This is a genomic window from Myroides odoratimimus (genome assembly GCF_004337635.1).
Classification (GTDB): domain Bacteria; phylum Bacteroidota; class Bacteroidia; order Flavobacteriales; family Flavobacteriaceae; genus Flavobacterium; species Flavobacterium odoratimimum.
On the sequence record NZ_CP037427.1, the window covers coordinates 1,298,887 to 1,325,468 of the forward strand.

25 protein-coding genes are annotated in these 26,582 nt (G+C 34.5%); 14 read left to right on the forward strand and 11 right to left on the reverse strand.

Annotated features, from left to right (window positions below):
• Nucleotides 1-3 precede the first annotated feature (3 nt).
• From hppD to E0Z07_RS05990, 7 genes are all read left to right on the forward strand, one after another.
• The gene (hppD, locus tag E0Z07_RS05960; protein ID WP_131540473.1) at nucleotides 4-1,164 is read left to right on the forward strand and encodes a 4-hydroxyphenylpyruvate dioxygenase; all 1,161 of its coding nucleotides are present in this window, start codon (nucleotides 4-6) and stop codon (nucleotides 1,162-1,164) included.
• Nucleotides 1,165-1,422: 258 nt separating this feature from the next.
• The gene (locus tag E0Z07_RS05965; protein WP_006257752.1) at nucleotides 1,423-2,202 is read left to right on the forward strand and encodes a DUF3108 domain-containing protein; all 780 of its coding nucleotides are present in this window, start codon (nucleotides 1,423-1,425) and stop codon (nucleotides 2,200-2,202) included.
• Nucleotides 2,203-2,217: 15 nt separating this feature from the next.
• A complete protein-coding gene (locus tag E0Z07_RS05970; protein ID WP_131540474.1) occupies nucleotides 2,218-3,138 on the forward strand; it encodes a tryptophan 2,3-dioxygenase family protein in 921 nt (306 codons plus the stop codon).
• Between the two features lie 39 nt (nucleotides 3,139-3,177).
• Nucleotides 3,178-4,419: a M23 family metallopeptidase gene (locus E0Z07_RS05975; protein WP_006257750.1), complete on the forward strand. Its 1,242-nt coding sequence runs from the start codon at nucleotides 3,178-3,180 to the stop codon at nucleotides 4,417-4,419.
• A 19-nt stretch (nucleotides 4,420-4,438) separates the two neighbouring features.
• Entirely contained in the window at nucleotides 4,439-6,064 is a 1,626-nt protein-coding gene (gene pgi, locus E0Z07_RS05980) for a glucose-6-phosphate isomerase (RefSeq protein ID WP_006257749.1), read from the forward strand.
• A 53-nt stretch (nucleotides 6,065-6,117) separates the two neighbouring features.
• On the forward strand, nucleotides 6,118-8,967 hold the full coding sequence (locus tag E0Z07_RS05985; protein ID WP_131540475.1) for a TonB-dependent receptor: 2,850 nt from the start codon (nucleotides 6,118-6,120) through the stop codon (nucleotides 8,965-8,967).
• Nucleotides 8,968-9,060: 93 nt separating this feature from the next.
• Nucleotides 9,061-10,011, forward strand: coding sequence for an aldo/keto reductase (locus E0Z07_RS05990; protein ID WP_131540476.1), 951 nt, complete (start codon nucleotides 9,061-9,063; stop codon nucleotides 10,009-10,011).
• Nucleotides 10,012-10,086: 75 nt separating this feature from the next.
• Here the strand turns inward: E0Z07_RS05990 and metG are convergent, their stop codons facing one another.
• The 5 genes from metG to E0Z07_RS06015 form a co-directional block, all read right to left on the reverse strand.
• The gene (metG, locus tag E0Z07_RS05995) at nucleotides 10,087-12,147 is read right to left on the reverse strand and encodes a methionine--tRNA ligase (protein WP_016650000.1); all 2,061 of its coding nucleotides are present in this window, start codon (nucleotides 12,145-12,147) and stop codon (nucleotides 10,087-10,089) included.
• A gap of 195 nt (nucleotides 12,148-12,342) precedes the next feature.
• Entirely contained in the window at nucleotides 12,343-12,591 is a 249-nt protein-coding gene (locus E0Z07_RS06000) for a hypothetical protein (protein ID WP_025124880.1), read from the reverse strand.
• 31 nt (nucleotides 12,592-12,622) lie between these two features.
• Nucleotides 12,623-13,093: a hypothetical protein gene (locus E0Z07_RS06005; RefSeq protein ID WP_006257742.1), complete on the reverse strand. Its 471-nt coding sequence runs from the start codon at nucleotides 13,091-13,093 to the stop codon at nucleotides 12,623-12,625.
• Nucleotides 13,094-13,098: 5 nt separating this feature from the next.
• On the reverse strand, nucleotides 13,099-13,662 hold the full coding sequence (locus tag E0Z07_RS06010; protein WP_131540477.1) for a hypothetical protein: 564 nt from the start codon (nucleotides 13,660-13,662) through the stop codon (nucleotides 13,099-13,101).
• Between the two features lie 146 nt (nucleotides 13,663-13,808).
• On the reverse strand, nucleotides 13,809-15,251 hold the full coding sequence (locus tag E0Z07_RS06015) for a DUF5074 domain-containing protein (protein ID WP_006257740.1): 1,443 nt from the start codon (nucleotides 15,249-15,251) through the stop codon (nucleotides 13,809-13,811).
• 139 nt (nucleotides 15,252-15,390) lie between these two features.
• On the opposite strand from E0Z07_RS06015, the gene E0Z07_RS06020 reads away from it, so the two are divergent.
• Nucleotides 15,391-16,494, forward strand: coding sequence for a DUF2891 domain-containing protein (locus E0Z07_RS06020; protein WP_006257739.1), 1,104 nt, complete (start codon nucleotides 15,391-15,393; stop codon nucleotides 16,492-16,494).
• Between the two features lie 40 nt (nucleotides 16,495-16,534).
• On the forward strand, nucleotides 16,535-18,193 hold the full coding sequence (locus tag E0Z07_RS06025) for a hypothetical protein (protein ID WP_006257737.1): 1,659 nt from the start codon (nucleotides 16,535-16,537) through the stop codon (nucleotides 18,191-18,193).
• 245 nt (nucleotides 18,194-18,438) lie between these two features.
• Here the strand turns inward: E0Z07_RS06025 and E0Z07_RS06030 are convergent, their stop codons facing one another.
• The 3 genes from E0Z07_RS06030 to E0Z07_RS06040 all read right to left on the reverse strand — a co-directional run bounded on the left by E0Z07_RS06030 (nucleotide 18,439) and on the right by E0Z07_RS06040 (nucleotide 20,049).
• A complete protein-coding gene (locus E0Z07_RS06030) occupies nucleotides 18,439-18,786 on the reverse strand; it encodes a tRNA-binding protein (RefSeq protein WP_006257736.1) in 348 nt (115 codons plus the stop codon).
• Between the two features lie 81 nt (nucleotides 18,787-18,867).
• Entirely contained in the window at nucleotides 18,868-19,428 is a 561-nt protein-coding gene (locus E0Z07_RS06035; RefSeq protein ID WP_006257735.1) for a 2'-5' RNA ligase family protein, read from the reverse strand.
• 402 nt (nucleotides 19,429-19,830) lie between these two features.
• Nucleotides 19,831-20,049 carry a hypothetical protein gene (locus tag E0Z07_RS06040; RefSeq protein WP_006257734.1) on the reverse strand — a complete coding sequence of 73 codons (219 nt, stop codon included), beginning with the start codon at nucleotides 20,047-20,049 and terminating at the stop codon, nucleotides 19,831-19,833.
• A 317-nt stretch (nucleotides 20,050-20,366) separates the two neighbouring features.
• Between E0Z07_RS06040 and E0Z07_RS06045 the strand changes: the two genes are divergently transcribed.
• From E0Z07_RS06045 to E0Z07_RS06060, 4 genes are read left to right on the forward strand one after another with little or no spacing between them, the layout of a single operon-like run.
• Nucleotides 20,367-21,098, forward strand: coding sequence for a hypothetical protein (locus E0Z07_RS06045; protein WP_006257733.1), 732 nt, complete (start codon nucleotides 20,367-20,369; stop codon nucleotides 21,096-21,098).
• A 28-nt stretch (nucleotides 21,099-21,126) separates the two neighbouring features.
• Nucleotides 21,127-21,876 (forward strand): hypothetical protein, encoded by a 750-nt coding sequence (locus E0Z07_RS06050; protein WP_006257732.1) that lies wholly within the window; start codon nucleotides 21,127-21,129, stop codon nucleotides 21,874-21,876.
• Nucleotides 21,877-21,878: 2 nt separating this feature from the next.
• On the forward strand, nucleotides 21,879-22,709 hold the full coding sequence (locus E0Z07_RS06055) for a DUF3592 domain-containing protein (protein ID WP_006257731.1): 831 nt from the start codon (nucleotides 21,879-21,881) through the stop codon (nucleotides 22,707-22,709).
• Between the two features lie 11 nt (nucleotides 22,710-22,720).
• The gene (locus E0Z07_RS06060; RefSeq protein WP_006257730.1) at nucleotides 22,721-23,533 is read left to right on the forward strand and encodes a DUF3592 domain-containing protein; all 813 of its coding nucleotides are present in this window, start codon (nucleotides 22,721-22,723) and stop codon (nucleotides 23,531-23,533) included.
• A 301-nt stretch (nucleotides 23,534-23,834) separates the two neighbouring features.
• Here the strand turns inward: E0Z07_RS06060 and E0Z07_RS06065 are convergent, their stop codons facing one another.
• Nucleotides 23,835-24,284, reverse strand: a complete 450-nt coding sequence (locus E0Z07_RS06065; protein ID WP_006257729.1) for a GNAT family N-acetyltransferase — start codon at nucleotides 24,282-24,284, stop codon at nucleotides 23,835-23,837.
• A 122-nt stretch (nucleotides 24,285-24,406) separates the two neighbouring features.
• Here E0Z07_RS06065 and E0Z07_RS06070 point away from each other — a divergent pair, with 122 nt between their 5' ends.
• The gene (locus E0Z07_RS06070; RefSeq protein ID WP_006257728.1) at nucleotides 24,407-24,610 is read left to right on the forward strand and encodes a hypothetical protein; all 204 of its coding nucleotides are present in this window, start codon (nucleotides 24,407-24,409) and stop codon (nucleotides 24,608-24,610) included.
• A gap of 239 nt (nucleotides 24,611-24,849) precedes the next feature.
• On the opposite strand, the gene E0Z07_RS06075 is transcribed toward E0Z07_RS06070, so the two are convergent.
• Nucleotides 24,850-26,103 carry an aspartate kinase gene (locus E0Z07_RS06075; RefSeq protein WP_006257727.1) on the reverse strand — a complete coding sequence of 418 codons (1,254 nt, stop codon included), beginning with the start codon at nucleotides 26,101-26,103 and terminating at the stop codon, nucleotides 24,850-24,852.
• Nucleotides 26,104-26,577, reverse strand: a complete 474-nt coding sequence (locus tag E0Z07_RS06080; RefSeq protein WP_006257726.1) for a GNAT family N-acetyltransferase — start codon at nucleotides 26,575-26,577, stop codon at nucleotides 26,104-26,106.
• Between the last annotated feature and the right edge of the window lie 5 nt (nucleotides 26,578-26,582).

Genomic DNA, 26,582 nt, shown 5'->3' on the forward strand with positions numbered 1-26,582 from the left:
ATTATGAGTAAAGAAGTAAAGTCAGTTGAATTTGGCTTAGAAAAAATATTTGAAGGAGCGCAAGATTTCTTGCCTCTATTAGGAACAGATTACGTAGAATTTATTGTAGGAAATGCTAAGCAAGCTGCTCATTTTTATAAAACGGCTTTTGGCTTTCAATCTTTGGCGTATGCTGGATTAGAGACAGGAGTAAGAGATAGAGCGTCTTACGTGTTGGTACAGGATAAAATAAGAATAGTATTGACTACACCTTTAACGGCAGAGTCAGAATTAAATAACCATATCGTACAACATGGTGATGGTGTAAAAGTGGTGGCGTTATGGGTAGAAGATGCTCGTAAAGCATATGAAGAGACTACTAGTCGCGGTGCTAAGTCATTTATGGCACCTACTGTAGAGAAAGATGAGTACGGTGAAGTAGTACGTGCAGGTATCTATACGTATGGAGAGACAGTTCACATGTTTGTAGAACGTAAAAATTATACAGGTACATTCTTACCAGGATTTAAAAAATGGGAGAGCGATTATAACCCTACTCCTGTTGGATTAAAATACGTAGATCACATGGTAGGTAATGTGGGATGGAATGAGATGAATACTTGGGTAAAGTGGTATGAGGATGTGATGGGATTCGTAAACTTCTTATCTTTTGATGATAAACAAATCAATACGGAATATTCTGCCTTAATGAGTAAGGTAATGTCTAACGGGAATGGTCGTATTAAATTCCCTATTAATGAGCCTGCGGAGGGAGCGAAAAGATCACAAGTAGAAGAATATTTAGACTTCTATAATGGTCCCGGAGTACAACATATCGCTGTAGCTACCGATGATATCATCAAGACTGTAGCTGCGATGAAAGATAGAGGAGTAGAGTTCTTATCTGCTCCGCCACAAGCATATTATGATATGATACCTACTCGTCTAGGCGTACATATGGACATGATGAAGGAGGATATTAAAGAACTTCAGAAGCTCGGTATCATGATTGACGCCGATGAAGAAGGATATTTATTACAGATATTTACGAAGCCTGTAGAGGATAGACCGACTTTATTCTTCGAAATTATTCAAAGAATGGGAGCTAGAGGATTTGGTGCAGGTAACTTTAAAGCCTTATTTGAGTCAATAGAACGTGAACAAGAGAAAAGAGGAACGCTTTAAGATTCAGTTAATTAAATATTAAAACAGGTTTTTTGGAGACTTGTTTGGTTAAATAAAAGTTAAAAACCAATTAGGGTGGTAATAGTCCGTAAAAAGCTATACATTTGCACTCGCAAAAATAAGGTCGTCATAAGCTTTATTTGAGTGTAATAAATTTTTCATAATTTATAGTTTTTTGGTTGGTTAATAGCATAAAAACTCAGTCATTTCTTTGGCTGGGTTTTTTTGTTTGCTATTTTTGAATAAAAAACAACCAATATGAAAAAGAATCTTCTAATATTACTTGTGTGTGTGTTTACCACAAGTATTCTGTACTCACAATCTTCTGTGAAGGCTTTTGATAAAGGTGAATTCCTGAAATTTAGAATTAGTTATGGGTTATTAAATGCTGGTATAGCTACTTTGCGTTTGACAGATACTGTCCAGAATGGCGTCCCTGTTTACCATGCTAAAGGAATTGGTTATACTACAGGTGTGCCTAAGATGTTTTTTAAAGTATATGATAACTACGAGAGTTATTTTGAAAAGAAAGAGGTAATTCCTCATCGTTTTATTCGAAAAATAGATGAAGGTGGCTATACAAAGGACCAGGAAGGGTGGTTTAACTACAAGAATATGAAAGTCACTGTAAAGGATTATGAGAAGAAGACAGAGAAGCAATATACAGTTACTAAAAGCGTGCAAGATATCGTATCTTCCTTTTACTATTTGCGTAAATATCCTGGGTTAAATGATCTTAAAGTAGGTGAGTCTGTAGAGATAGATATGTTCTTCGATGGAGAAATATTTAAATTTAAATTAAAATATCTAGGAGAGGAAGTTTTAAAGACAAATTTTGGTAAATTGAAAACTTTAAAGTTTCGTCCTTATGTGATGGCAGGCCGTGTGTTTAAAGAGAAGGAAAGTTTGACAGTTTGGGTAAGTGCTGATGCTAATAAAGTGCCAGTACGTATCAAAGCCAGCCTTGCAGTAGGTTCTCTAAAAGCTGATTTAGAGGAGTATAAGAATTTAGTGACGAAGCTAGAGTTCGTAAAATAATTAGTTAATAAAAGTATGATCGATAAAAAATTCTCTGAGGTAGTGGATCGCTTTAATGATTTAGGAATTAAGGCAGAAACTCAAATAGAAGGCATGTTGTATGCTAAACCTATTACGTATTGGGATTATATCCAAACTGATGCATTGCTAAATCTCCAGACTCAGAGAACCGTCTTGCCCGATGAGATGGTGTTTATTATGTATCATCAAGTGAATGAGCTATTATTTAAAATGATACTGTGGGAGCTGAATCAGGTAAGTGAGTGTAATGATGAGAGCCTAACAGTAGAGTTCTTTAAAGAACGGCTAGCTAGAATAAGTCGTTATTTTGATATGCTTACGTCTTCGTTTACGATTATGAAAGATGGTATGGAGGTAGAACAGTATTTGAAATTTAGGAATACTTTAGCTCCTGCAAGTGGATTTCAGAGTAGTCAGTATCGATTAATTGAGTTTGGTTGTACAGATTGGATTAATTTAATCGATAAGAGATTTGTAAATGATTTACCACAAAATATTTCTGAAAAAGAGGCGTTAGAATATATGTATTGGCAGGCAGCAGGTAAAGACTATAAGACAGGAGAGAAGTCATATCTATTGAAAGAGTTTGAAAATAGATATTGTGAAACTTTTGTTAAAGCCATGAAAGATTATGAAAAAACAAATTTATGGCAGAAATTTGTGAAATTACCCCTAGAAGCCAAATCAGATAAGGGGTTGGTAGAAGCAATGCGTCATTTTGATAAAACAGTTAATGTTGTGTGGGTAATGGGGCATTATGAAGCTGCACTTAAGTATCTTGAAAGTAATCCAGGAGAAACAAAAGAAGCTACTGGAGGAAGCGATTGGAAAAAGTATATGTTGCCACAATATCAGAAGCGTATATTCTTTCCAGAGTTATGGAGTGAGGAAGAAAAAGCGAATTGGGGAAAATAGTAAAGGAGAAGAAGTTGAAAATAAAGATATTTTAGAGTTTTGAAGCAATTTATTTATAGTGTACTAATCGCTACAGCACTTATCTCATGTAAAAAAACGGAAGAGGTTACTATAGAAGCCCAACCAGAAAAAGAGCATGTAGAAGAGATTGTAGGAGAATTATATGGTTTTGATTTAAAAGATTACGTTTTAGTAGAAGATACTATTCGAAGTGGAGATAATATTGGGAAGATCTTCGGGAATAATAATATTGGTTCTACTGAAGTTCATAATATAGTTACGCAAGTAAAAGATACATTCAATGTACGTAATATTCGCGTTGGTCAACCTTATGCTTTGGTTAAGTATAGAAAGGATCAAGAGAAGTTAGCTGCATTTATCTATCATCCTAATATATCTGGATATCAGGTTATCGATTTGCGTGACTCGATTAGTGCTTACACAATTACTTATCCAGTAACTATTAAGCGTAGAACAGTTGCTTCAGAAATAGAAGGATCGCTTTCATTAAGTTTAAGTAAAGAAGGTGTAGATCAATCTCTAGCGACTAAAATGTCACAGATCTTTGCATGGTCTATTGACTTCTTTAAATTACAACCAGAAGACAGATTTGCTTTTACAATAGAGGAAAAGTATATTAATGATACTATTTATTTAGGAGTGTCTAAGATAGATGCTGCTTACTTTAGATATCGTGGGAAGGATTTGTATTCTTTTCCTTATAAAAGACAAGATTCTAAAGCTACTGAATATTTTGATGAAGAGGGACGACCAATGAAGAGTATGTTCTTAAAGGCTCCTTTGAAGTTCTTTAGAATTACTTCAAAATATTCAAAAAATCGTTTTCACCCTGTACAGAAGAAATGGAAGTCTCATAATGGAACAGATTATGCAGCTCCTACAGGAACGCCAATCATGACTACTGCATCTGGTGTAGTAGAAAGAGCTGGATATACAGCAGGAAATGGTAACTTTGTAAAAGTAAAACACAATGGTACATATTCTACTCAATATTTACATATGTCTAAAATACTTGTAAAAGTAGGACAAAGGGTAGATCAGGGACAGACAATAGGACTTGTAGGGAGTACTGGCTTAGCGACTGGACCACACGTGTGTTATCGCTTTTGGAAGAATGGAGTACAGGTCGATCCTTTGAATCAGTCTTTACCTAATTCTGTTCCGATGGAGAAGAAAGAATTACCAGCATTTAAAGAATATATTACACCACTTAAAGCTGAATTAGACAAGGCATTAAACGAAAAATTTAAAGGAGAATAAAAGTTAGTTAGTTGTAGAGATGTTAGAGAGTATAAATCCTTCTGGAACTTTAGCTTGGAAGAAGCTTAGGGAGCATTACGGTCAAATGGAGTTTGTTCAGATGCAAAAATTGTTTGCTGAGGATCCTGAAAGAGCTAATAAAATGAATATTCAGTGGGAAGATTTCTTGCTAGATTATTCAAAAAATAAGATTACAGAGGAAACAATAAATATATTGTTAGAGCTTGCTAATGAATTGAATCTAAAAGAAGCAATTCAAGCAATGTATAAAGGAGATATTATTAATGCAACTGAGAAAAGAGCTGTATTGCATACGGCCTTAAGAGATTTGTCTCCTAATTCTTCTGTTCTTGTTCATGGAGAGAACGTTCTAACAGAGATACAAGATACTCGCAAACGAATTAAAGAATTTACTGCTAAGGTATTAAATGGTTCTTATACTTCTCATTCAGGTAAGAAATTTACCGATGTTATTAATGTAGGTATAGGGGGGTCAGACTTAGGTCCTAAAATGGTAGTACATGCATTAGCTAACTATCGTACTGAATTAGGAATGCATTATATTTCTAATGTTGATGATGATTATTTACAATCAGTATTAAATAAACTTAATCCTGAGACTACTTTAGTTCTTATTGTTTCTAAGACATTTACTACTCAAGAGACAATAGAGAATGCAAAGAAGATTAAATCTTGGTTAGAAGGTCATCTTGGAACTATTGATTTGAGTGCTCATTATGTAGGTGTTTCTGTAGCGATAGAAGAGGCGATGAGCTTTGGAGTAAAACGAGAGAACATATATCCTATGTGGGATTTTGTTGGAGGACGATTTTCTCTGTGGAGTGCTGTTGGAATTTCTATTGCTTTGGCTGTGGGATATGATCACTTTGAAGAACTTCTAGAAGGAGCTCATGCTATGGATAAGCATTTTAAAGAAGCTGAGTTTAAGGAGAATTTACCTGTACTGATGGCTCTTCTAAGTGTGTGGTATAATAACTTTTATGGATATGAGACAGAAGCTGTCGTTCCTTATAGTCAGTTACTTGGCAAGTTACCTGCTCACTTACAGCAGATGATTATGGAGAGTAATGGTAAAAATAAGGATAGAAGTGGAGCACCAGTCAATTATCAAACAGGTACACTAATATGGGGAGAAGTAGGAGTTTCTGCTCAGCATGCTTTCTTTCAGCTATTTCACCAAGGTACTAAGGTAATCCCTATTGACTTTATTGGTTTTGTAAACCCTCATTTCAAGGAGAGTACTAATCACGATATATTGATGTCTAACTTCTTTGGTCAAAGCGAAGCTTTGTTAAACGGAAAGATAGGGGAAGAGTATGAAAGTGATGGAGGACCTTTTTTAAGTAACTTTAGAGAGTTTTGTGGTAATAAACCATCAAATACAATTTTAATTGACAAATTAACTCCTAAAAGTTTAGGTGAGTTAATCGCACTATATGAACATAAGACGTTCGTTCAAGGGGTAATTTGGAATATTTATAGCTTCGATCAGTTCGGTGTAGAGTACGGAAAGATTTTGGCAAAGAATATACAAAATGAAATTAAATCTAAAAATATATGTGAACATGATAGTTCAACTGCTTTTTTATTGCGTTATTTTGTAAAAAATAGAGTTGTAGAATAAGTCTAAATAGTGATAAAACGTTAATTTTAATGTTTTGGTAACATTGAGTATGGATGTTTTTGTACATTTGTTGCGAAAATAATTTTATCACTTACACTTACAAAATGAAAAACTTGAAGAACTGGATGCTGATGATGGTAATGGTATTTACCTCAGTATCTGCACTTTCACAAAACAAAATTACTGGTGTTGTTATAGATGGTGAATTCCAATCGGGATTACCTGGAGCGGCAATCATAGTAAAAGGAACTCTGAACGGCGCATCATCTGATATGGATGGTAAGTTCGAACTGAATGTTTCTGAGGATAAAGGAGAAGTTGTTATCTCTTTTATTGGATATCAGTCTAAGACTGTAGCTTTCAAAGTTGGCGCTGATAAGAAAGTAGATCTTGGGACTGTAGTACTTGCTGCTGACCAAAATATGTTAGATGACATCGTTATTATGGGTGTTGCTGACGTAGCAAAAGATCGTAAAACTCCAGTAGCTGTTTCTACAATTAAAGCTGCTGAAATTCAAGAAAAACTTGGTTCTCAAGAGTTTCCTGAAATTTTAAACACAACTCCATCTGTGTATGCTTCTAAAGGTGGTGGAGGTTATGGAGATTCTAATATCAATATTCGTGGATTTGATCAAAAGAACATTGCTGTGTTAATTAACGGTATGCCTGTTAATGATATGGAAGGTGGTTCTGTGTACTGGTCAAATTGGGCTGGTTTATCAGATGTTACATCTGCTATGCAAGTGCAACGAGGATTAGGATCATCTAAATTAGCTATCTCTTCTGTGGGAGGGACAATTAACGTATTAACACGTACTTCTGATGCTAGAGAAGGAGGGTCTATTTCTGCGGGAGTAGGTAATAATGATTACTTTAAAGGACTTGCTTCTTACAATACTGGGGTATTAGAGAATGGGCTTTCTGCTTCTATTTTATTAGGATACACTAGAGGTAATGGTTATGTTGAAGGTACTGGATTTGAAGGAGTAAATTATTATTTAGGATTAGGGTATAAATCTAAAGATAGTCGTCATAATTTACAGTTTACTTTTACTGGAGCTAAACAAGATCACGATCAACGTAGTACTTCTATGTCAATCGAAAATATTAAGAAGTATAATAACGGAGAATTAAATAAGAGATATAATCCTGATACAGGATTCTATAATGGTGAGAGATTTAATTTTAAATCTAATTACTATAACAAACCAGTTATGTCTTTGAACTATGATTTCAATATTAACGAGACATGGACATTTGGTACTGTAGTTTATGCTTCATGGGGACGTGGAGGAGGAACCGGTACAATTGGTGGTGGACCAAGTGGATACAGAGACTTTGGTACTGAAGTAAGAGATGCAAATGGACATATGAGATTTGATGATATTGCAGCTTGGAATAGAGGAGAGACAGTAGCTGATTGGAAGCATCCTAATAATATTGCTAGCGAAGATGGTAAATATTATGTGGATACAAATTATAAAAATGCTGGAGACGGTGGATGGGCTAGAAGATCTAGTATTAACTCACATGACTGGTATGGAACAGTTATGAATATGAATGCAAAAGTTAATGATAATTGGACTGTTGACTTTGGTTTAGATGCTCGTATTTATAAAGGTTATCACTACCAGTTATTAGATAACTTAATGGGGGCTGATGGTTTTGTTGTTAATAACAATAAAAATTATACTGGCTCTTATGTTGTGAGTCAAACTTATGATGCTAAAGCTTCAATGAATCCTTGGGTTGATTGGAACGGAAGAGAAAAAGTAGGATACCACAATGATGGAAATGTTAAGTGGTTAGGAGGATTTGGACAAGTTGAGTATTCAAAAGATAATCTATCAGTATTCGTTCAAGGAGCTATTTCTAATCAATGGATGCAAAGAGTTGATTACTTTAACCATACTGCTGATTCTGGTGAACAGAAGACATCTTGGGAAAGTATCTTAGGAGGAAATGTTAAAGGGGGAGTAAACTATAATATTAATGAAAATCACAATGTGTTTTTCAACACAGGATATTATTCAAGACAGCCATTTATGAATAATGGAGTTTTCTTAAACAATTCAAATACAATTAATCCAAGTAGTACAAACGAAAAGATTTTTGGACTTGAGGCAGGTTATGGTTTCAGAAGTGAGAAGTTTAGAGCAAACGTTAACGTTTATAGAACTTCTTGGGATGACAGAGTGTTAAGAGCATCTACTAGATATAAGACTGGTATTATTGGTGAGAATGGTAAAGAGGTTGAAAATAATGCTACTGCTACATTAAGTGGAATTGAACAAATTCATACAGGAGTAGAGATGGATTTCTTATATAATCCAATTGATAGATTAAATATTACTGGGTCTTTCTCTTGGGGAGATTGGAAATATGCATCTAATGTATCTGGTATCTACTACGATGAAGAAAATAATACACCTATCTATAATACACCAGGCGATCCAAACTCTGGATTCAAAACGCAGACTTTATACATTGATGGAGCAAAAGTAGGTGGAGCACCACAGTTCATTATTAACTTAGGGGCTAATTACGAAATTGCTAAGGGACTTAAAATCGATGCTAATTATAGATACAATGATAATTTCTATGGATCTTTAGCAATTGATAAAGCTGATGCAGAAGGTAAGAGTGGATCTATGAAACTTCCTGCATTTAATTTATTTGATGCTGGTCTTTCTTATAGATTACCTGTTGGTAAAGAAAAAACAAATTCTGTTACTATGCGTGTTAACGTGAATAACGTATTTGATACAACTTATATATCTTCGGCAAGAACTAACTATGAAGCTAGACCAGGTGAAGCAACTTGGAAAGGTGTTAGTGAGAAGAATGAAGTTTTATTAGGTGCAGGTAGAACTTGGAACTTTACATTACGTTATAACTTCTAATAAGTTATCACAAAATATATACAAAAAAGGAGATCATTTATGGTCTCCTTTTTTTATTGCTTAACTTTAGGGGTATAATAAAAATGTAAAATTATGGCAAAATATAAATTTGGAAAGTCGGAGTTATATGTTCCAGCTTTGTCTTTCGGAGGTAATGTGTTTGGATGGACTTTAGATGAGAAAGAATCATTTAAGATGTTAGATGAGTTATATGACAATGGACTAACTTTTATAGATACAGCTAATAACTATTCTCATTGGGCGCCAGATAATGTAGGTGGTGAATCTGAAGCAATAATAGGGAAGTGGTTTAAAGAAAGTAAAAAGAGACACGATATCGTTCTTTCTACTAAAGTAGGTGGTCGTATGGGAGATGGAACAAAAGGACTTAAGAGAGAATATATTGAAGGATGTGTGGATGCTTCATTGAAGAGGTTGAATACAGATTATATTGATTTATATTTCTCTCACTATGATGACTTAGAGACTTCACAAGAAGAAACGATGGAGACTTTTAATAGTTTAGTTAAGGCTGGTAAAGTAAGATATTTAGGAGCGTCTAATCTAGAGGTTGAACGCATTGAATCAAGTAATGCTATTGCACGAGAAAAGGGATGGGCAGAGTATATGGCTATACAGCCTCTTTATAACCTTTATGATAGAGAGAAGTATGAGCATGAATACTTGCCTTTAGTAGAAGAAGAGAAACTTGCTGTAATGAGCTATTTTGCATTAGCAAGTGGTTTCTTAAGTGGAAAGTATAGAAACTTAGATGATATAGAAGGTAGTTCTAGAAAGGATATGGTGAAAGGGTATATTAATGAGAGGGGAATGCGTATTATAGATCAACTAGAGATATTAGCAAAACAGCACAATGCCACTATTGCAGAGATTGCTATAGCATGGCAAGTACACAAACCGTCTATTAGTACTCCTATCGTTAGTGCTACATCGAGCTCTCAATTAAAAAGTTTGATTCGTTCTACTGAGATAAAGTTATCAGTAGAAGAAGTGGCTCTACTGGATAAAATAAGTGAGTATTAATAGATAATAAATTCAAAATAAATAAAAAAGGCAGACCTTTAAAAGTCTGCCTTTTTGTTATTGTAAAAGCTCTGATTAATTAATCGTAGCTCCGTTTTTTACATTTTGTTCGTCTGGATTCACGAATACTAACTTGCCATCTTGGTCTTCAGTCATTAGTATCATACCTTGACTCTCCACCCCTCTTAGCGCACGAGGAGCAAGGTTAGCTAATACCGTCACTCTCTTACCGATGATATCCTCAGGTTTGAAGTGTTCAGCAATACCTGATACGATAGTACGTACATCCATACCAGTATCTACTTTTAATACCAATAGCTTATTTGCTTTTGGCATTTTCTCAGCTTCTACGATAGTTCCTACACGTAAGTCTAACTTAGCAAAGTCTTCATATACAGCAGTGTCTTTCTGAGGCTCTACTACTTTTGCAGCAGCGGCATTTGCTTTTTTAGAAGCTTCTAGACGATCCAATTGTTTTTGCACCTCTTCATCTTCTATCTTAGCGAATAATAGCTCAGCTTGTCCGATAGTGTGTCCTGTAGGTAATAATACTTTATCTTCAGCGATAGTACTCCATTGGATAGGAGTGTCTATTTTTAGAATAGATTTCAGTTTATTAGCAGTGAATGGTAAGAACGGTTCAGCCAAAGTACTTAATGCAGCAGCTATTTGTAAGGCTACATACATCTGTGTTTTTACTCTTTCAGGGTTCTCCTTGATTAGTTTCCAAGGTTCCTCATCAGCTAAGTACTTATTCCCTAGACGAGCTACATTCATCATTTCTGACAATGCCTCTCTGAATCTATAGCGCTCTACAGAACTTTCGATTACACTAGGATAAGCTCTTAACTCAGTTAATGTAGCGATATCAACATCAGAGAATTCATTAGGTTGAGGCACTACACCTTCGTAATATTTATTAGTCAATACTACCACACGGTTAATAAAGTTACCGAAGATAGCTACTAATTCATTGTTATTTCTAGCTTGGAAGTCTTTCCAAGTAAAGTCGTTGTCTTTTGTCTCAGGAGCGTTAGAAGTCAAAGCATAACGCAATACATCTTGTTTGCCAGGGAAATCTTCTAAGTACTCGTGTAACCATACTGCCCAGTTTTTAGACGTAGATAGTTTGTTTCCTTCTAAGTTTAAGAACTCATTAGCAGGTACGTTATCAGGTAAGATATAGCTTCCTTCTGCTTTTAACATCGCAGGGAATATTACACAGTGGAATACAATATTATCCTTACCGATGAAGTGTACTAACTTAGTATCATCAGACTTCCAATATGGTTCCCAGTCTTTACCTTCTCTCTGAGCCCATTCTTTAGTAGATGAGATGTATCCGATAGGAGCATCAAACCATACATACAGAACTTTTCCTTCAGCACCTTCTACAGGTACAGGGATACCCCAGTCTAAGTCACGCGTTACAGCACGAGGCTTTAGCCCATCCTCTAGCCAAGACTTAACTTGTCCATATACATTAGGTTTCCAGTCATTTTTATGACCTTCTAAGATCCACTCACGTAAGAATGTATCGTATTGGTCTAATGGTAAGAACCAATGTTTAGTTGACTTTAAGATTGGTTTAGTCCCAGTGATAGTAGACTTAGGATTGATTAAATCTGTTGCGTTTAATGAAGTACCACATTTTTCACATTGGTCTCCATAGGCTTCTTCATTACCACATTTAGGACAAGTACCTGTTACGAAACGGTCAGCTAAGAACTGATCAGCTTTCTCATCGTATAATTGTTCTGTAACTTCTTCTATAAATTTACCTTCGTTGTATAACTTCTTGAAGAATTCAGAAGCTGTCTGATGGTGAATAGAAGATGAAGTACGAGAGTAATTGTCTAAAGAGATACCGAAGTCCATAAAAGATTGCTTGATAATACCATTGTATTTATCAATTACTTGTTGAGGAGTAATTCCCTCTTTTTTAGCTTTCATAGAAATAGCTACTCCGTGCTCATCACTTCCACATATAAACGCTACGTCCTTTCCTTGCAAACGCAAGAATCTTGCATAAATATCAGCAGGTACATATACACCAGCTAAGTGCCCGATATGGATAGGTCCATTCGTATAAGGCAATGCTGCTGTAATAGTATATCTTTTAGGTTCTTGTATCATATATCAATTACTGTTAATATCAAACGAATTTAATAAGAATGCAAAAATAAACAATAGTAACGGATTACGACTATTTATTTTTGAGCTTAATTCGTGATAGGTTATCTATTGTTGAATTTAAATTAAAATAAAAAGACCTTAGAACTAGTCAAATAATTCTAAGGTCATACTAATTTATCAAATGAAGAAAGCTTTTTACTCCTGAGCTTTCTGTTCTTGAATATTTTTTTTCATACTCTCATCCATTTTGAAACTTCCATTAGTAGCAGAAGAACTATTCTCTCCAGTGCCGTGCATAGGTATAGCCATTGTACCATTGTCATCATTTGTTTTCGTAGTAGAAGACTTTAGTGATGTTGATTCGGCAGGAGTAGTGGCTTTGTTTTCTTTGCAGCCTACAGTCATGATTGCCATAGCAGCCATTAGTATAATGTGTTTATTCATGGTGTGAGTAGTATTGTTGTTTTTATATAATCTAATCTATTTTGGGTTGAATGTCAGATTGATCTAATTCAGTTGTTGATAAAGGTAAAGCTTTTCTTTTACCTTTTAAACAAAAGAAGAATAGACAACTGAAGATCCAGTTAAACCAAAACATATAACCTCCTAGATGGAAGTAAAACTTCATGTGCTTGTGCGAAGTTCTCGTAAAGTCGATATACGTATAGTAAGCGCCTATAACTCCTATGATAAGTAAAACTACTGTAACGATATTAGCAATTGGTCTTGAAGAGAAATACTTAAATAGAGCTAAGATAATAATTAGCGCTACCTGAATACCAAATATAATTAATGCAGTCTTCCAAGGTGTTTTAAATACAGTGTATTGTTTATACATTAGCGAAATACCTACTCTTCCTAAGAAAGACATCTTAGAGATAAGTACAGCAGATATTATCGCTAGACTAAGTTGTATAAATACTAAAATAGTAATATTCTTTCCCATTATTTCTAGTTAATAGACCATCCGTTTTCTTCACTATAGCGAAGTTTGTACTTCTTAGTAATAAACTTGGTATTCGGGTTTTTATCTTTAGAGAAAACGATAAAAGGAGTATACTGTTTAGATAGCATGACAGAGGCAGTAGCAGATTTCTTACTTCTGTTATTCAGTTGTAGATTATTGCTTTTATCTAATGTATATTCTATTGTTTTGACAGTTATCTTATCACTTTTTTGATTGATCACATAAGGGTGTGCTTTCTCAGTTAGCTTCACCGTTACATTCCAGATAGAGTCTTTAGACAACCATTTTTTCTTAGCAGACTCATTCTCAAATTCTATATAACCTTCTTTTTCCAATACTTTGTATTGATTGATCTGAAGGCTGTCTTTTTTATTTCTAAATTTCTTAGTTCCTAGTTGAATTGTTGTACTCTCAAACTCAGGTTTGTCTTCTAAGTGAGCTTCTATAGTATCAAGAGCTTTAGAAGAAGTAATATCCTTATTGTTACAACTACTCAATAATATCACTAAAAATAGTGATAATGAAGTAAGTATTGTTCTTGTTTTCATAGCTTAAATTTTAACCAAAAGTACAAAAAAAGAGATTATATGGATAACTATTTTAAAAATGTTTGTCGTTTGAATATTAGGTGTTTATGTATAATGAAAGAGGTCGCTGTATAGCGACCTCTAGTTTATTTATGCTTAAGTAATATTTAGTTTCTTACCCAGATTTCAACATCTTTTTGAAGTTTCTTTCCATTAGAACTAACCTTCATATTCATTGATGTTTTTCCTGTTTTTTCATTTGTTTTGATGACTAATTCATCACCTTCTATAGTAGCATATCCAAACTCATTTTCTAAGTTCTTTACAGACTTTTCGATTAAGTTATATGGGCTATCTTGATCTACTACGATATCTTTAAGCGCTACTCTGAATTCTTTGTTTGGTTTTAATACTATTTGGTTCACTAAGATTTCAGGAGCATTATTATCTTGGAAGAAAGGTACAGAAGGGAACCAAAAATAACCATTAACGTCATTATAAGAAGAAGATTCTTGATTTCCACCTTCCATGAAGGCTTGACCTTTTAGAGCACCTGTATTAGATACTATTCTAGTCCAGTTATAACTTCCATTACTCCCCCATCCTGGTCTTTTTATTAATAATACTAAATCATCTTTGATAGGATCTACTCTAAGTCCAGCAGCATAGAACTCTAGATTATTCCCCATATCATCTTGACCTAGTTCATAGAATTCACTGTTTAACTCGCCTGTTTTGGTATCGAATTTAGCTATCTTGTTTCCACCATTCCAAGCTCCGTCATTTGCTATCCAATAGATAGCATCTTCTTTCATACTTGGAGACATAGAACCAGGATTCCATGCACCCCATTTACCTTGGATTGGAGCAGCTGCAATATTATAAGCTTTAGTGTCCTGTGTGTCTTTAGGGTTGATACGTTCTATTTCACTGCCTTTACCTGCCCATACGATACCATTTTTGTCTAAGGTTACTTGTGTATATCCACCTGCCTTTGTATCGATTACAGTATCCGTATCCGTATTGATGATTGTTAAGCCTTTACCTTGTACTACCGCATATACTTTACCATCTACATAGACCATATTACCCGTCATTGAGGTAACACCTGCTACATTACCACTAATCACCTTGTCATTGGTATTTAGAATAACGATTCCGTTAGTCGTAGCGATGTATGCTTTATGATCTGAAATTCCTACGAAAGAGTTCGCTTCAACACCAGGTATCTCTTTTATAGTTTTTACTTCCTTAAAGTCCTTATCTGTGATTACTAATTTATTTTCTTGTTTAGAGATAATGTAATAATTCTCACCGAACGCTACCCCCATTGTAGTTGTTGCTCCTAAAGTACTGCCATTATTAGCCTCTCTATATATTCTATATTTTCTATTTAAACCATAGTCTAAGAAATTCACACTTCCCTTATCTGTTCCAAACCAGTCTTCATTAGCGATATAGAAACCACTAGGTTGTATCAGAGGAGTAGGTACAGAAGGCGGGATGATTCTAAAGCCATCTTCATTTTGATTATTATCGTCAGAGCTACAAGCAAAGGTTAATGCCAGAAGCGAAAAAACTAGTGAGCGAGTCAAAATTTTTTTAGTCATAGTAGTTTAATTGTTTTTTATGTTATCTACAAAAATAAGGCTTCATCCATGCGAACAAAGACTTTTTGTTTTCTTTTTTTAAAGAACACCTATAAATAGGAGTATTTTACTATTTTAGAGGAATAAAGAATAGAGTAATATGAGAAAAATAGGAAGTTTGTTATTTGCGAGTGTATTGTTGTTTTCGTGTACAGAGAAACAACAGTCATCAAATAATCCAATCAATACAGAAGACCAACCAGCATTAACACTTACAGTAGCTGAGGCGAAGAAGATTATAGAGTTGCCTTTACATTGTATAGAATTAGAATATCCTAACCGATTAGGACAAACACTTGGCAGTAATGATGACCTAAAGAATCCTAAGGCATTGCGTCCTATATTTTATGGATGTTTTGACTGGCATTCTTCAGTACACGGCTTTTGGTCTATTGTTACTTTATTGCAGAAGTTTCCTGAGTTAGATGCAGATGGACAGATACGCACTAGATTAAATAATCTGATTACAGATGAGAATGTAGCAGTGGAGTTAGCTTTTTTCCATGACCCTAATAATAAGAACTTTGAACGTACGTATGGTTGGGCATGGCTGTTTCAGCTTCATGGAGCTTTAACCCAATGGCAAGATGCTGATGCGCAACGCTGGGCGAAGACGATAGAGCCATTAGCGAAGATTATGGAAGAGCGTTATGCGGAGTACTTACCTAAGCTATTATACCCAATACGCACAGGTACACATGACAATACTGCTTTCGGGCTATCACTATCACTAGATTATGCACGTCAGATGGGTAATAAAGCATTTGAACAATTAATAGTAGCCAATGCTAAACGCCTGTATGGTGAGGATAAGGGGTGTAATATTGCCTTCGAACCTAGTGGACATGACTTTTTATCACCATGTTTAGAGGAAGCTCGCCTGATGAGTAAAGTAATGAATCAAGATGAGTATCGCACTTGGACTAAGGCGTTCTTACCACAACTATTTGATCAGAATTTTACCATAGAAGTAGCTAAGGTATCTGATCGATCAGACGGACATTTAGTACATTTAGATGGATTGAACTTTAGTAGAGCCACTTGTTTTAAAGAAATAGGGAAGGCATTACCAGAGTTAGCGCCTAATCTGAATGCGTTGTCAGTTCAACACTTTAATAATTCGTTTGGCAATATTACAGGAGACGATTATATGGGTAGCCACTGGTTAGGTACTTTTGCCTTGTACACATTAATACACCAGTAACCTTAATAGTAGATAAATAAGAAAACACAATAGAAGTAGTATGACATTAAGAGAAATGTTTAGCATCGAGGATAAGGATAGAGACCTATCCGTAGAGGCAGTAAGGAATATATTCAGCTTATCTATTGTACAGAGTTTATATTATAATAGATGGCTTTTATTAAGAGATGATGAGAATGTAGAAGATTTTTTAGAAGCTTTTGATGTGATAGGTAAGGATAAGGAAACGAGTAATCAGTTTGCTATATATTTTCAAGAAGATGAGTTCAATACTCGTATCGTTATCTCTCGAGATTATATTAATGGGGAAGGAGAAAAGGATGCAGAGATGTATCACTACTTTATACGCAGAGTAGGGATGGATGTAAGTGATGTACTTGTATTCTACCAAGAGCACAATGCTTATAATGATCAGTTATCATTGCTTACTCCTAAAGATGAGATGCATAAGAGTAGAGCAGTAGATTGGTTTAGTAGTGTATGTGATCTATTGTATTCTGTTAATCACTTTTTTGAGTTCGATGACAAGATTGCTAATATGGTGGAGCACGCACAGATGTTTAGCATAGAGGCTATTAATCAAGAGCCAGAGATAGACTCCATATTCTACAATGGGATTATGTATCGCGTAGTCAGTATACGCAATGGACTAGATCTACTTAAAGGGCTAAAAGGAGTAAATGATCAAAACGAAGAGTTATTTACACTAGACAATTTAGTGTACGACTTAAGTGATGAGAACTCTTTCTTCTTAGTAGTGGATAATGATGCAGAACTAGAAGAACTAGAAGTACTTAACTTCATAGAAGACTATGAGATAGATATACAGGGATATATATTCTTAGGTGATCTAAAGGTAACAGATTCTTTGTTTTGTCAGGAACTAGACTTTTCTCCGATGTTGATTGTGATGGGAGATTTGGTTGTGAAGAACGCTTATTTCTGTGGGAACACACACTATATAGGAGGAAGTGTCTATGGTGAGGTAGTATATGCTAAGTATAACCATGGTGAACTGCATGTGAAGGGAACTTTAGACGTGAGATGTATTGTCTCTATAGATATGCCATGTTATATTAATAAGATTCGCATTACTAGTATTATTTCAGACAACTCTGTACATGCTCTAGATCAAGTAAAGGGCGAAGACGGATTACCCTTCTTTATGCTTAATATATATCCGACTACACACCGTACACGAGATGTGTTTATAGACGAGATCAAAGAAGAACATGCTTGGGGTGAATACTTTCCGGATGACGATGACATCATAGAAGCGATGCGCATGGGCAAAACGTTACTAAAAGAGAGTGTCTTCTCTGTCTATAAAGACTTCAACGATACTGTAGCAGAGCGCTTTAATAGACTATTTATAGAATTAATAGGGAGTAATGGGATGGCCTCAGAGCGTATAGATGGTGGATACGTAAGTGATTACTTCTTTAATGTATATATGTATAATGATCAGAAGTATAGAGAACTCGGTAGAAAAGATAAGACGAGTAACTATCAAGCACGTATTCTACATAATATAGATACAGGAGAATATACGGCTATAGTTGATTTTTTTAAAGAAGATGGTAAGACACAGTATAGCGCTTTTAGATCAAAGCTGACGGATAACTTTACCTCTACTCACTCAGCTATGTATGCTTTTAATCAAGCAGAAGAAGCCTTTTTAAAGAAATTAGGGATTTAGTTAATAGTTTACGGTTTACAGTTCACAGACTGTAAACCGTTATTTTTTATTGTTATAGGATTGAGGGATGCAAAACATTGATATCTCTGAAAAACCGCCAACTACCCATATTCAATATATGATATATCATAGGCAAACACTGTCAACAGCTAATCGTTAACCATAAACTGTCAACTATTTATCATCAATGTATTGTATGCAAATACTGTAAACTGTAAACTGTAAACGGTCAACCGTTAACTAAATCACCCTATTCTTAAGCCATTTTTAGTAGGCTTATCCATAGTCATTAACGTAACCTCTTTTCCTTCTACAGCTCCCATTACTAGGCATTCACTCATTAGAGTAGCTATCTGTTTAGGAGGGAAGTTTACTACAGCTACTACTTGTTTACCGATCAGCTCTTCAGGCGTATATAGTTTAGTAATCTGAGCAGAAGATTTTCTCTTTCCGATTTCTTCTCCGAAGTCCACTACTAATTTATAAGCAGGGTTTCTCACTTCAGCGAATACTTCCGCTTCAACGATAGTACCTACTCTCATTTCTACTTTAGAAAACTCATCCCAAGTCAATGTATTGTTGTTATTTTCCATGTTTTAGGTTTGTGATTAATTCCAAAAATAGGGAAAATAAAATAAAAACGATGAGCTCATTTGCTTTTAACAGGAATAGCTTTAAAACAACGACAACTGCTCTGGTTCATTAGAAGGCAAGCCTAAGAAAGGGAAAGTCGCTATGATATCGTATTGTCTTCTGTCAGGATTAAACTGGCGTAAGGCGATATGATTACACAGACAAGAGATAGCAGGTTTCTGAAAATAAACTAATGCACGCTCTAATCGCTCAGGGTCTAGCTTGCGCGCGATAGACATATGAGGTTCGTTACTCTTATAGATTTCGGGCAAAACGACTTTGCGCATTACCTTTTTTGCATAATCTTGAAGAATAGGTTTAGAGAACTCATCTACTGCTAAGAAGAACGCTCCGTTAGGATATTGTCCATAGTCGTTAAATAGTACTTGTACAGGAGTGAATGTACTACACTGTGCTCTGACTAATTCGGCTATTTTTTTGATACCATTCAGGTCAGTTTTAAACTTAGAGATAGTGATATGTGCTAAGGAATTCTTACTGTTATACCACCCTATCTCATCGGCTAGTTGTAGCTTCATTTGCTTTACCAGTTCGAGTGTAGCTTCATCAGGTTGAAAACAAAGGGAGTATTTAGAAATCATAGCATAAGTTTAAAAGAGTAAAAATAAACAATATCAAGCGTATTTATCTCTTTTTATGCTATGAATACTGCGTTATTTCACTGTTCATATTGCCTTATTCTGCCTCTATTTGGAGATATTGATCAGATATGCTTCTTTTGATTTAATATGGAGTGTCTTTTTGATTGTAAGTAATTGTGATCTAATTTATTGTGTTTTTTTGATTTGATTTTGTTCGGAAGCTATTCGGAAATAAGCTGTGTTTACTTGGGATTAGAGGTTGTTTTGCAAACGAGATTCAGATTGTATCCGAAGGATCTCTAATGAAGGATTGTATTGAGGGAGTAAGATGTATCTAATAAAATAAGGAGACCTTCTCTCGATAGGTCTCCTTGCTTTATAGAAGTATAAATAACATTCTAATTATCGTATAACCACTCTTCCTCTAAATGGGACATCAGTCGCTATATCTATATTATGAGCTTTAGAGATAAATATCTTACAAGGCTTTACTTGATAGACAAATTCATCTATAATCTCAGATACCTGTACAATAGGGTTCTCTATTTGGTGGTCTTTAAAGTCAACAACTAGTATGTCATTGTCAAAATCTAAGGCTGAAAATTCTTTTACGTATTTCATGATTGTGTTGTTTTTGAAATTATATATTAAGTTACGGATAATAAAGTAGATAGAAAAATAGAGTTGATAAAATATTTTATATCAGTGCTTTATTACTTTTAAGAAAACTATATTTGTTAAAATTTTCATTAACATTTAACGTTATTTAGAGGAGTAGAAAGTAAAGTTGCAATTGCAGTAAGTGTTTAGTAAAGTAGTTTGAGGATTTAGAAAAAGAATATGAGTATAGTCTTGCGTTATTTGTTTTTAACAGGTGCAGTCTTGATACTATTTTTTGGTATTGAAGGAGTTTAAGTTTAGAAGTTAAGTTGATAGAAATGTTAGTACTGATAGGTATTGTGATAATAGGATGGTTAATGTATAGAGTACCAACTATACATAAAAACAAAGGAGTATATGTTAAAGAAGGCGCCAGCGGGACACGTCTGTTTATTTTGTCTATTACCGTTATAGCACTTGGAATGATTAATTATGCTACTAAACAGTGGCAAATAAAAAGTGAAGAGTTCAGAAGTATGGATAGGTATACTGCTGTACTTACTGGATATAATACAGTGACAGAAGGGAGTGGTAAGATGAAAACTATAGCATATATTCCTGTTTATAAATTTGTGACTAAGTCAGGTGATAGTATTGAATATAAAGCCAAAAATTCATCAATAGGGAAACCTATTGAAGGAAGTCATTTTAGAATTTATTATAATCAAGTAGAAAAAGTAGCTTATGTAATAGATGTACAGATGATGATTAGTATAGCTTTGATAGCTATAATTTTAATAGGTGCTGTATACTTTCTTATAGGGTTACTTGCATATAGTGTATTGCCTAATCATATAAAGTATAAGTGGGTAGGAGTTGAGTTAGCTTATGCGGTTCTTACTATAGTATTCTTTAGTATTATACAGTTGTGTATATGTTTGATGTTTTTTAGTGGATATCGTTATTCTTGGGTGATGATTGTAGTGTATCTGATTATATCAACATATTTGACAATAAGAGCATTAAGGTCAACTATAAAACAGAGAATAGAAGAGTTTAAGTTGAGGTGATTAATATCTAGATAACAGAAAAATAGTTATGATAGAAGATGTGATTTATAATCAGTGGTCTATAATACTAGGATTATTATATACAGGCTGGTTAACGTCTAGAATAGTGAAACGTACTACGAAAGGGCGAAAAGAAAAAGCGGGTTGTGTAGATGTAATACGCGTATTCTTAATTATCGGAGGTTTGTTTGGATTGACTGTTTTCGGGAGTGTTGCTTTTGGAAGTATGTTTATTCGTACACTATCTAGCTTAATTAACGGAACTCTAGTATTCAGTATTGAGTTGTTTGCAGAGTTGATTTGTTATGGGACGATGGTAGCGGTGCTAGTATTCGCATTTATAGGTGTTATGCTCTATGGTATGGGAAGAGATATGCGCCGATATAATAGATTGGCTAGATTATTAGGACTAGGAGTATTAGTTCCTTTGATTATGCTTGTATTCGAAGGGGCTTTGATCTACGCACTTGTTATTAATATATACAATATTCCCCTTTCTGTATTATTAATGGTATTTATCTTGATCTTGTTAATCGGGATTATACTGTATGTGAAGATTATCAGGGAAGAGATAACAGACTTAATAGAAAAAGAAAAGAACGCTAGTAAAAGTAAGGAGAATAAGACAAAAGGAATAACACAAGATAAATCTGTGACAAGGTCTCAGACTGCTAATCACTCTAGACAAGAAAGCAATAGAAGTACTCAACGTACTAACAAGCCTGATCCTCATAATGACGAGTGGAAGCGCAGAAGTAATAGACGTAAAAAAAGATAGTAATGGACGAAATCAGAATTAATCAGTTGGCATTTGGGTTAGGGATATTGTATACAATATGGCTGACTTATAAAATAATAAAGCGTTCTTCTCATAATGGAACCAAAACAGGATGTCTGGGAATTGGGTATATCTATCTTATCGTGGCGTCTATTTCTTCATTGGCAATAGGTGGGACTGTAGCCTTGACGATGATGATCATTACGAAGACACAGACTGTATATAACGGGGATAAATATGAGGCGCGTGTGGTATCCTATACTAGCTATGAGAGTCGTAACTCTGATGATAATGGCTATACCACGATGTATACACCTACAGTACACTTCACTACCAGAGGAGGTGAAGTGGTAGAATATGAGCTTGACTATTCTAGTAGTGGTATGCCTACCGTAGGCGATCAGCACACAGTATATTATGATGAGACTAATGAGCGTGTAACTACCTTTGGGCTAGGGACAGTAGCGTTGATACTCGCTTTTGGGGTGATGATCGTTATACTTGTATATCTTTTTGTCGGTATGGTGATATATGCGATGAACTGGTCTATGGATAGATATAAAGAGATAGGGGCATTCTTAGGACTGGCTATAGTATTGCCATTGATTATGATTTTGTTTGATGGAGCTATGATATGGGCATTATTTGATGGTAAGGATAAACCGCTTTGGGTTAATATCATCTTAGTGTTTTTTAGTTTGGTACTGACATTGGCTATTTGGGGTTATCTCAAAAATATCTATGGAGATGGTCTAAAGAATATGGGGATGAATAGAAAGGGAATAAGAAGAGTAGATAACACTAGGTTTGGGAATACAACGAGAAGGGGATAAATACGGGAAGTATGGATATAATTAAGAGAGAATTAATGTTTTTATTACCTGTGATAATAGGGATAGTCATTAGTATAATATTAGGTAAATTAATTAATAGACGATGTCAGAGATATAACTCACTTCCTATGTTAAAGGACCTAGGTAAGGGGACTTATTTTATATTGTTGGGTATTATGTGGGTTACTTATAGTACTGGCTCATTATTGTACAATGTAGTGTCTAATAAAGTTAATATTATTAGTAATGGTGATAAGTACATGGCTAAGGTAGTGTCTTATACAACATATAAGACTGAGGGGAGTCGAAGTAAAAGAGGGAGTCGAAGTGGAAGTATCAATTATAAACCAATAGTTACATTTAAAACTAAGGATAAAGTGAGTATAACTCATACCCTTGATTCTTCTGTAGGGGATATGCCTATTAAAGGACAAGGCTATGTAATCTATTATAATCCTAAGACAGAAAAGATAACAACGTTAAATACAAGTGATGTGATTGTGATTACTGGATTTAGTATAGTATTTATTCTTATCGCTTTTGTATTTGTGACAATGTTTAGTTTTGCGATTGGTGCCCCTATGATGAAGTATAAAAAGGTAGGAACTTATCTTCTGTTTCTGTTTGTCATTCCTATAAGTATGTTGTCTTTAATGTTTGCTTTTATCTATACACTATTGTATAGTAATGCTGTATCAGCAGGAATGTCATTAGTATTAATCTTCGTTATTTTGCTTATGATCGCGGGAATATATGGTGTATTAAAAACTGTTATGTCTGAGAATGGTATTATTCAGAAGATAATAGCATGGAAACCAAATTAGTTGAATGATATAAACTGTCTTAGGAAATACTAAGACGGTTTTTTATTTCTTTTAGATTCAAAAATATAGTATATACCTAATATCAAAAACATAAATAGACTATACAACAAAGAACTAATAAAGTCTTTTCTGTCAATTAGCAAAGACCAAAGTAGGTTAATAACTAGTAAAACCCATAAAAAGTAATATATCTTTTTATTCATAATTATTTGTTTGTTACTAAGTTATGTTTTTTGTGCTATATAGAGTTATTAATTTCAAAGAGAATATAGGAATAAGTATAATTATCAAATAAATAGATTTACAACACCTTCTCAAAACACAGGCTACTCTCCACACCTTCATACTGACCATAGTTAGGGATAACAGTATAGTTATTCTTTCTGTATAATATCTCTGCTTGTGTCTGTAGCTTACCCATCTCTAAGATACAGCGTGTATAACCTAGCTCTAGACTCCACTTTTCTAGTTCAGCTAGTACAATAGAAGCGACACCCTTACCTCTAGCGATAGGAGCAGTGTACATACGCTTAACTTCCATAGTATGTGAGTCATATTCTTTGATAGCTCCACAGGCTATAGCCTGACTATCTTCATAGATAACAATAACATGGTTGATATGATCTACTTTATTGTACTGATCAAAGAAGTCATGTTCATCACCATCAGTTGTTTTGAGGTATTTATCTAGTTCTGTGATGAGGTTTAGAAAGTCTTTATTGTCAGAGTTAGTTCTTGTAATGGTTAGCATAGCTTGATGTTTTGTGGGTTAAAAATACTGTTTTTTAAAGTGCTATTTATTTCATTAGAGAAAAACTATTCGTTAAAGTTGCGTATCTTTATAGAACGTGATTATTAAAAGCAAGTGTAGATATGGACTTAGATTATGAAAGTAGATTTTATATGGTATGGATACTATCGAGTATTGTGATAGGTGTCTTCGGTGCTATATTGTATAAAGTAATACAGGATATTAAAAAGAAAGAAGTGACTAAAGTGCAGTATATCATTGCTTTTATAGGTAGCTTTATCATCGCATTAGCCTTTGAGTGGGTGCTGTTTTATCTTGCTTTATAGCTAATATTTGGTTTTAATGAATAGCTTATGAAGAAAGTCTTAATGGGTATAGTCTATATACACGGGTTGCTATTATGGGGAATCTATATCCTGATATATGCAGTGGCTAAGTTCTTTTTACACACCTGTAGATTAGGTAAAAAGAAGATTAGACAATGAGTCTTATAACTATGGTCAATGTATGGTTATTTAGTATAGTATATTAAAAAGGCCGTCTTCGTGAGACAGCCTTTGTGATATTATTCTTTAGTGACAATCTGCATTGTCTCTCTATTCACTTGTTTTAATAATAATGTTTTATCACCAAGTATCTTCTGTGCAGAGTGATCGTCGAAGTGTCTTATGGTATATAGAGACACATTCTCATTATAACTCACCTTAAACTTATCTGTAAGCAATAGTCTTACATCTTCGAAGTGATTAAACTTATCTTCTACACATACAGAGAAGCTAATAGCAGAGTTCTGTATTACATTCACCTTAATATTATACTCTCCGAAGAGTTTAAAAATATCACTGATATTCTGCTCCATGATAAAAGAGAAATCCTTAGAGGATAGTGATATTAATAATTGGTTCTTTTTCACAATAAAACAAGGAACATGAGGAGTCAATGGCGCTCCTTTAGATACATTCGTTCCTGGTAATAATGGATTTAAGAAGGACTTTACATATAATGGTATTTCTTTTTGACGCAATGGTTGTAAGGTCTTCGGATGGATGACTGACGCACCGTAGAACGCTAGTTCTATTGCTTCTTGATAAGAAATATGTTGTAGTAGAGTCGTATCTTCAAAATAACGTGGATCAGCATTCAGTACTCCTGGTACATCTTTCCATATCGTTACACTCTCAGCGTCTAAGGCATAAGCAAATATAGCTGCAGAGTAGTCAGACCCCTCTCTCCCTAATGTAGTAGAGAAACCGTTATAGTCAGATCCAATAAATCCTTGTACGATGAATAATTGTTTTGTACAAATCTCTTTTTTGATATTCTCTATCGTGATATCCCAGTTTACATCAGCGTCTCTATAGACTGTATCAGTTTTGATTAAGTTTCTTGAGTCTAGCCAAGTGTTGTCTATACCTGATTCTAGTAGGTAATAGTGTAAGATAGTCGTAGAGATAATCTCTCCATAGCTTACGATTTGATCATAAACGAAATTGTAATTAGGAGATTTATTGTTCAGTAAGAAGTAAGTAATAGAATCAAATAACTCTTTTAGCGATGCATAGATATCGTGATCTTCATTAGGGAATAATTCTCTAACGATCGTGTAGTGATAATCTTTAACTACATCAACAGACTCTGCTAAGTCAAATCTATTCTGAAAATAGTTGTGTACGACTACTTCTAAGGCATTCGTCGTTTTACCCATTGCAGAAGCAATGATTAGGCTATCTTCATAGCCCACTGTTTTTAATACGTTACAAACGTTTCTTACATTTTCTGCGTCTCTTACTGAGGCTCCTCCAAATTTGAATACTCTCATTTACTTAGATTGACTAAATTGTTCTATTCCGTTTTGATCCATTTGTACAGTATACCAATCTTCTAATACTGTCGCTCCGGATTTTTTATAAAAGTTAATAGCCGGTTCATTCCAGTTCAGAACTACCCATTCTACTCTTCGTACACCTTCTTTCTTCGCGATATTCATTATTTCTGCATACAGTGCATATCCCGCTCCTGTACCTCTAGCAGCTTCTGTGACGATAAGATCTTCTAAGTGAATCGTCTTACCCTTCCAGGTAGAATATCTATTGTAGAATAAAGCCATGCCGATGATTTTAGTGTCTAGCTCAGCAACAATAACATTAAATAAAGGATTTGCTCCAAAACCATCTCTGATTAGGTCTTCAGCAGTAACTACGACAGCATCAGGTTCTTTTTCAAAAGTTGCTAGTTCTTGTATTAATGCTAACACATCAGGCATGTCTTGAGGGGTTGCAGGTCTAATATTCATTTTAG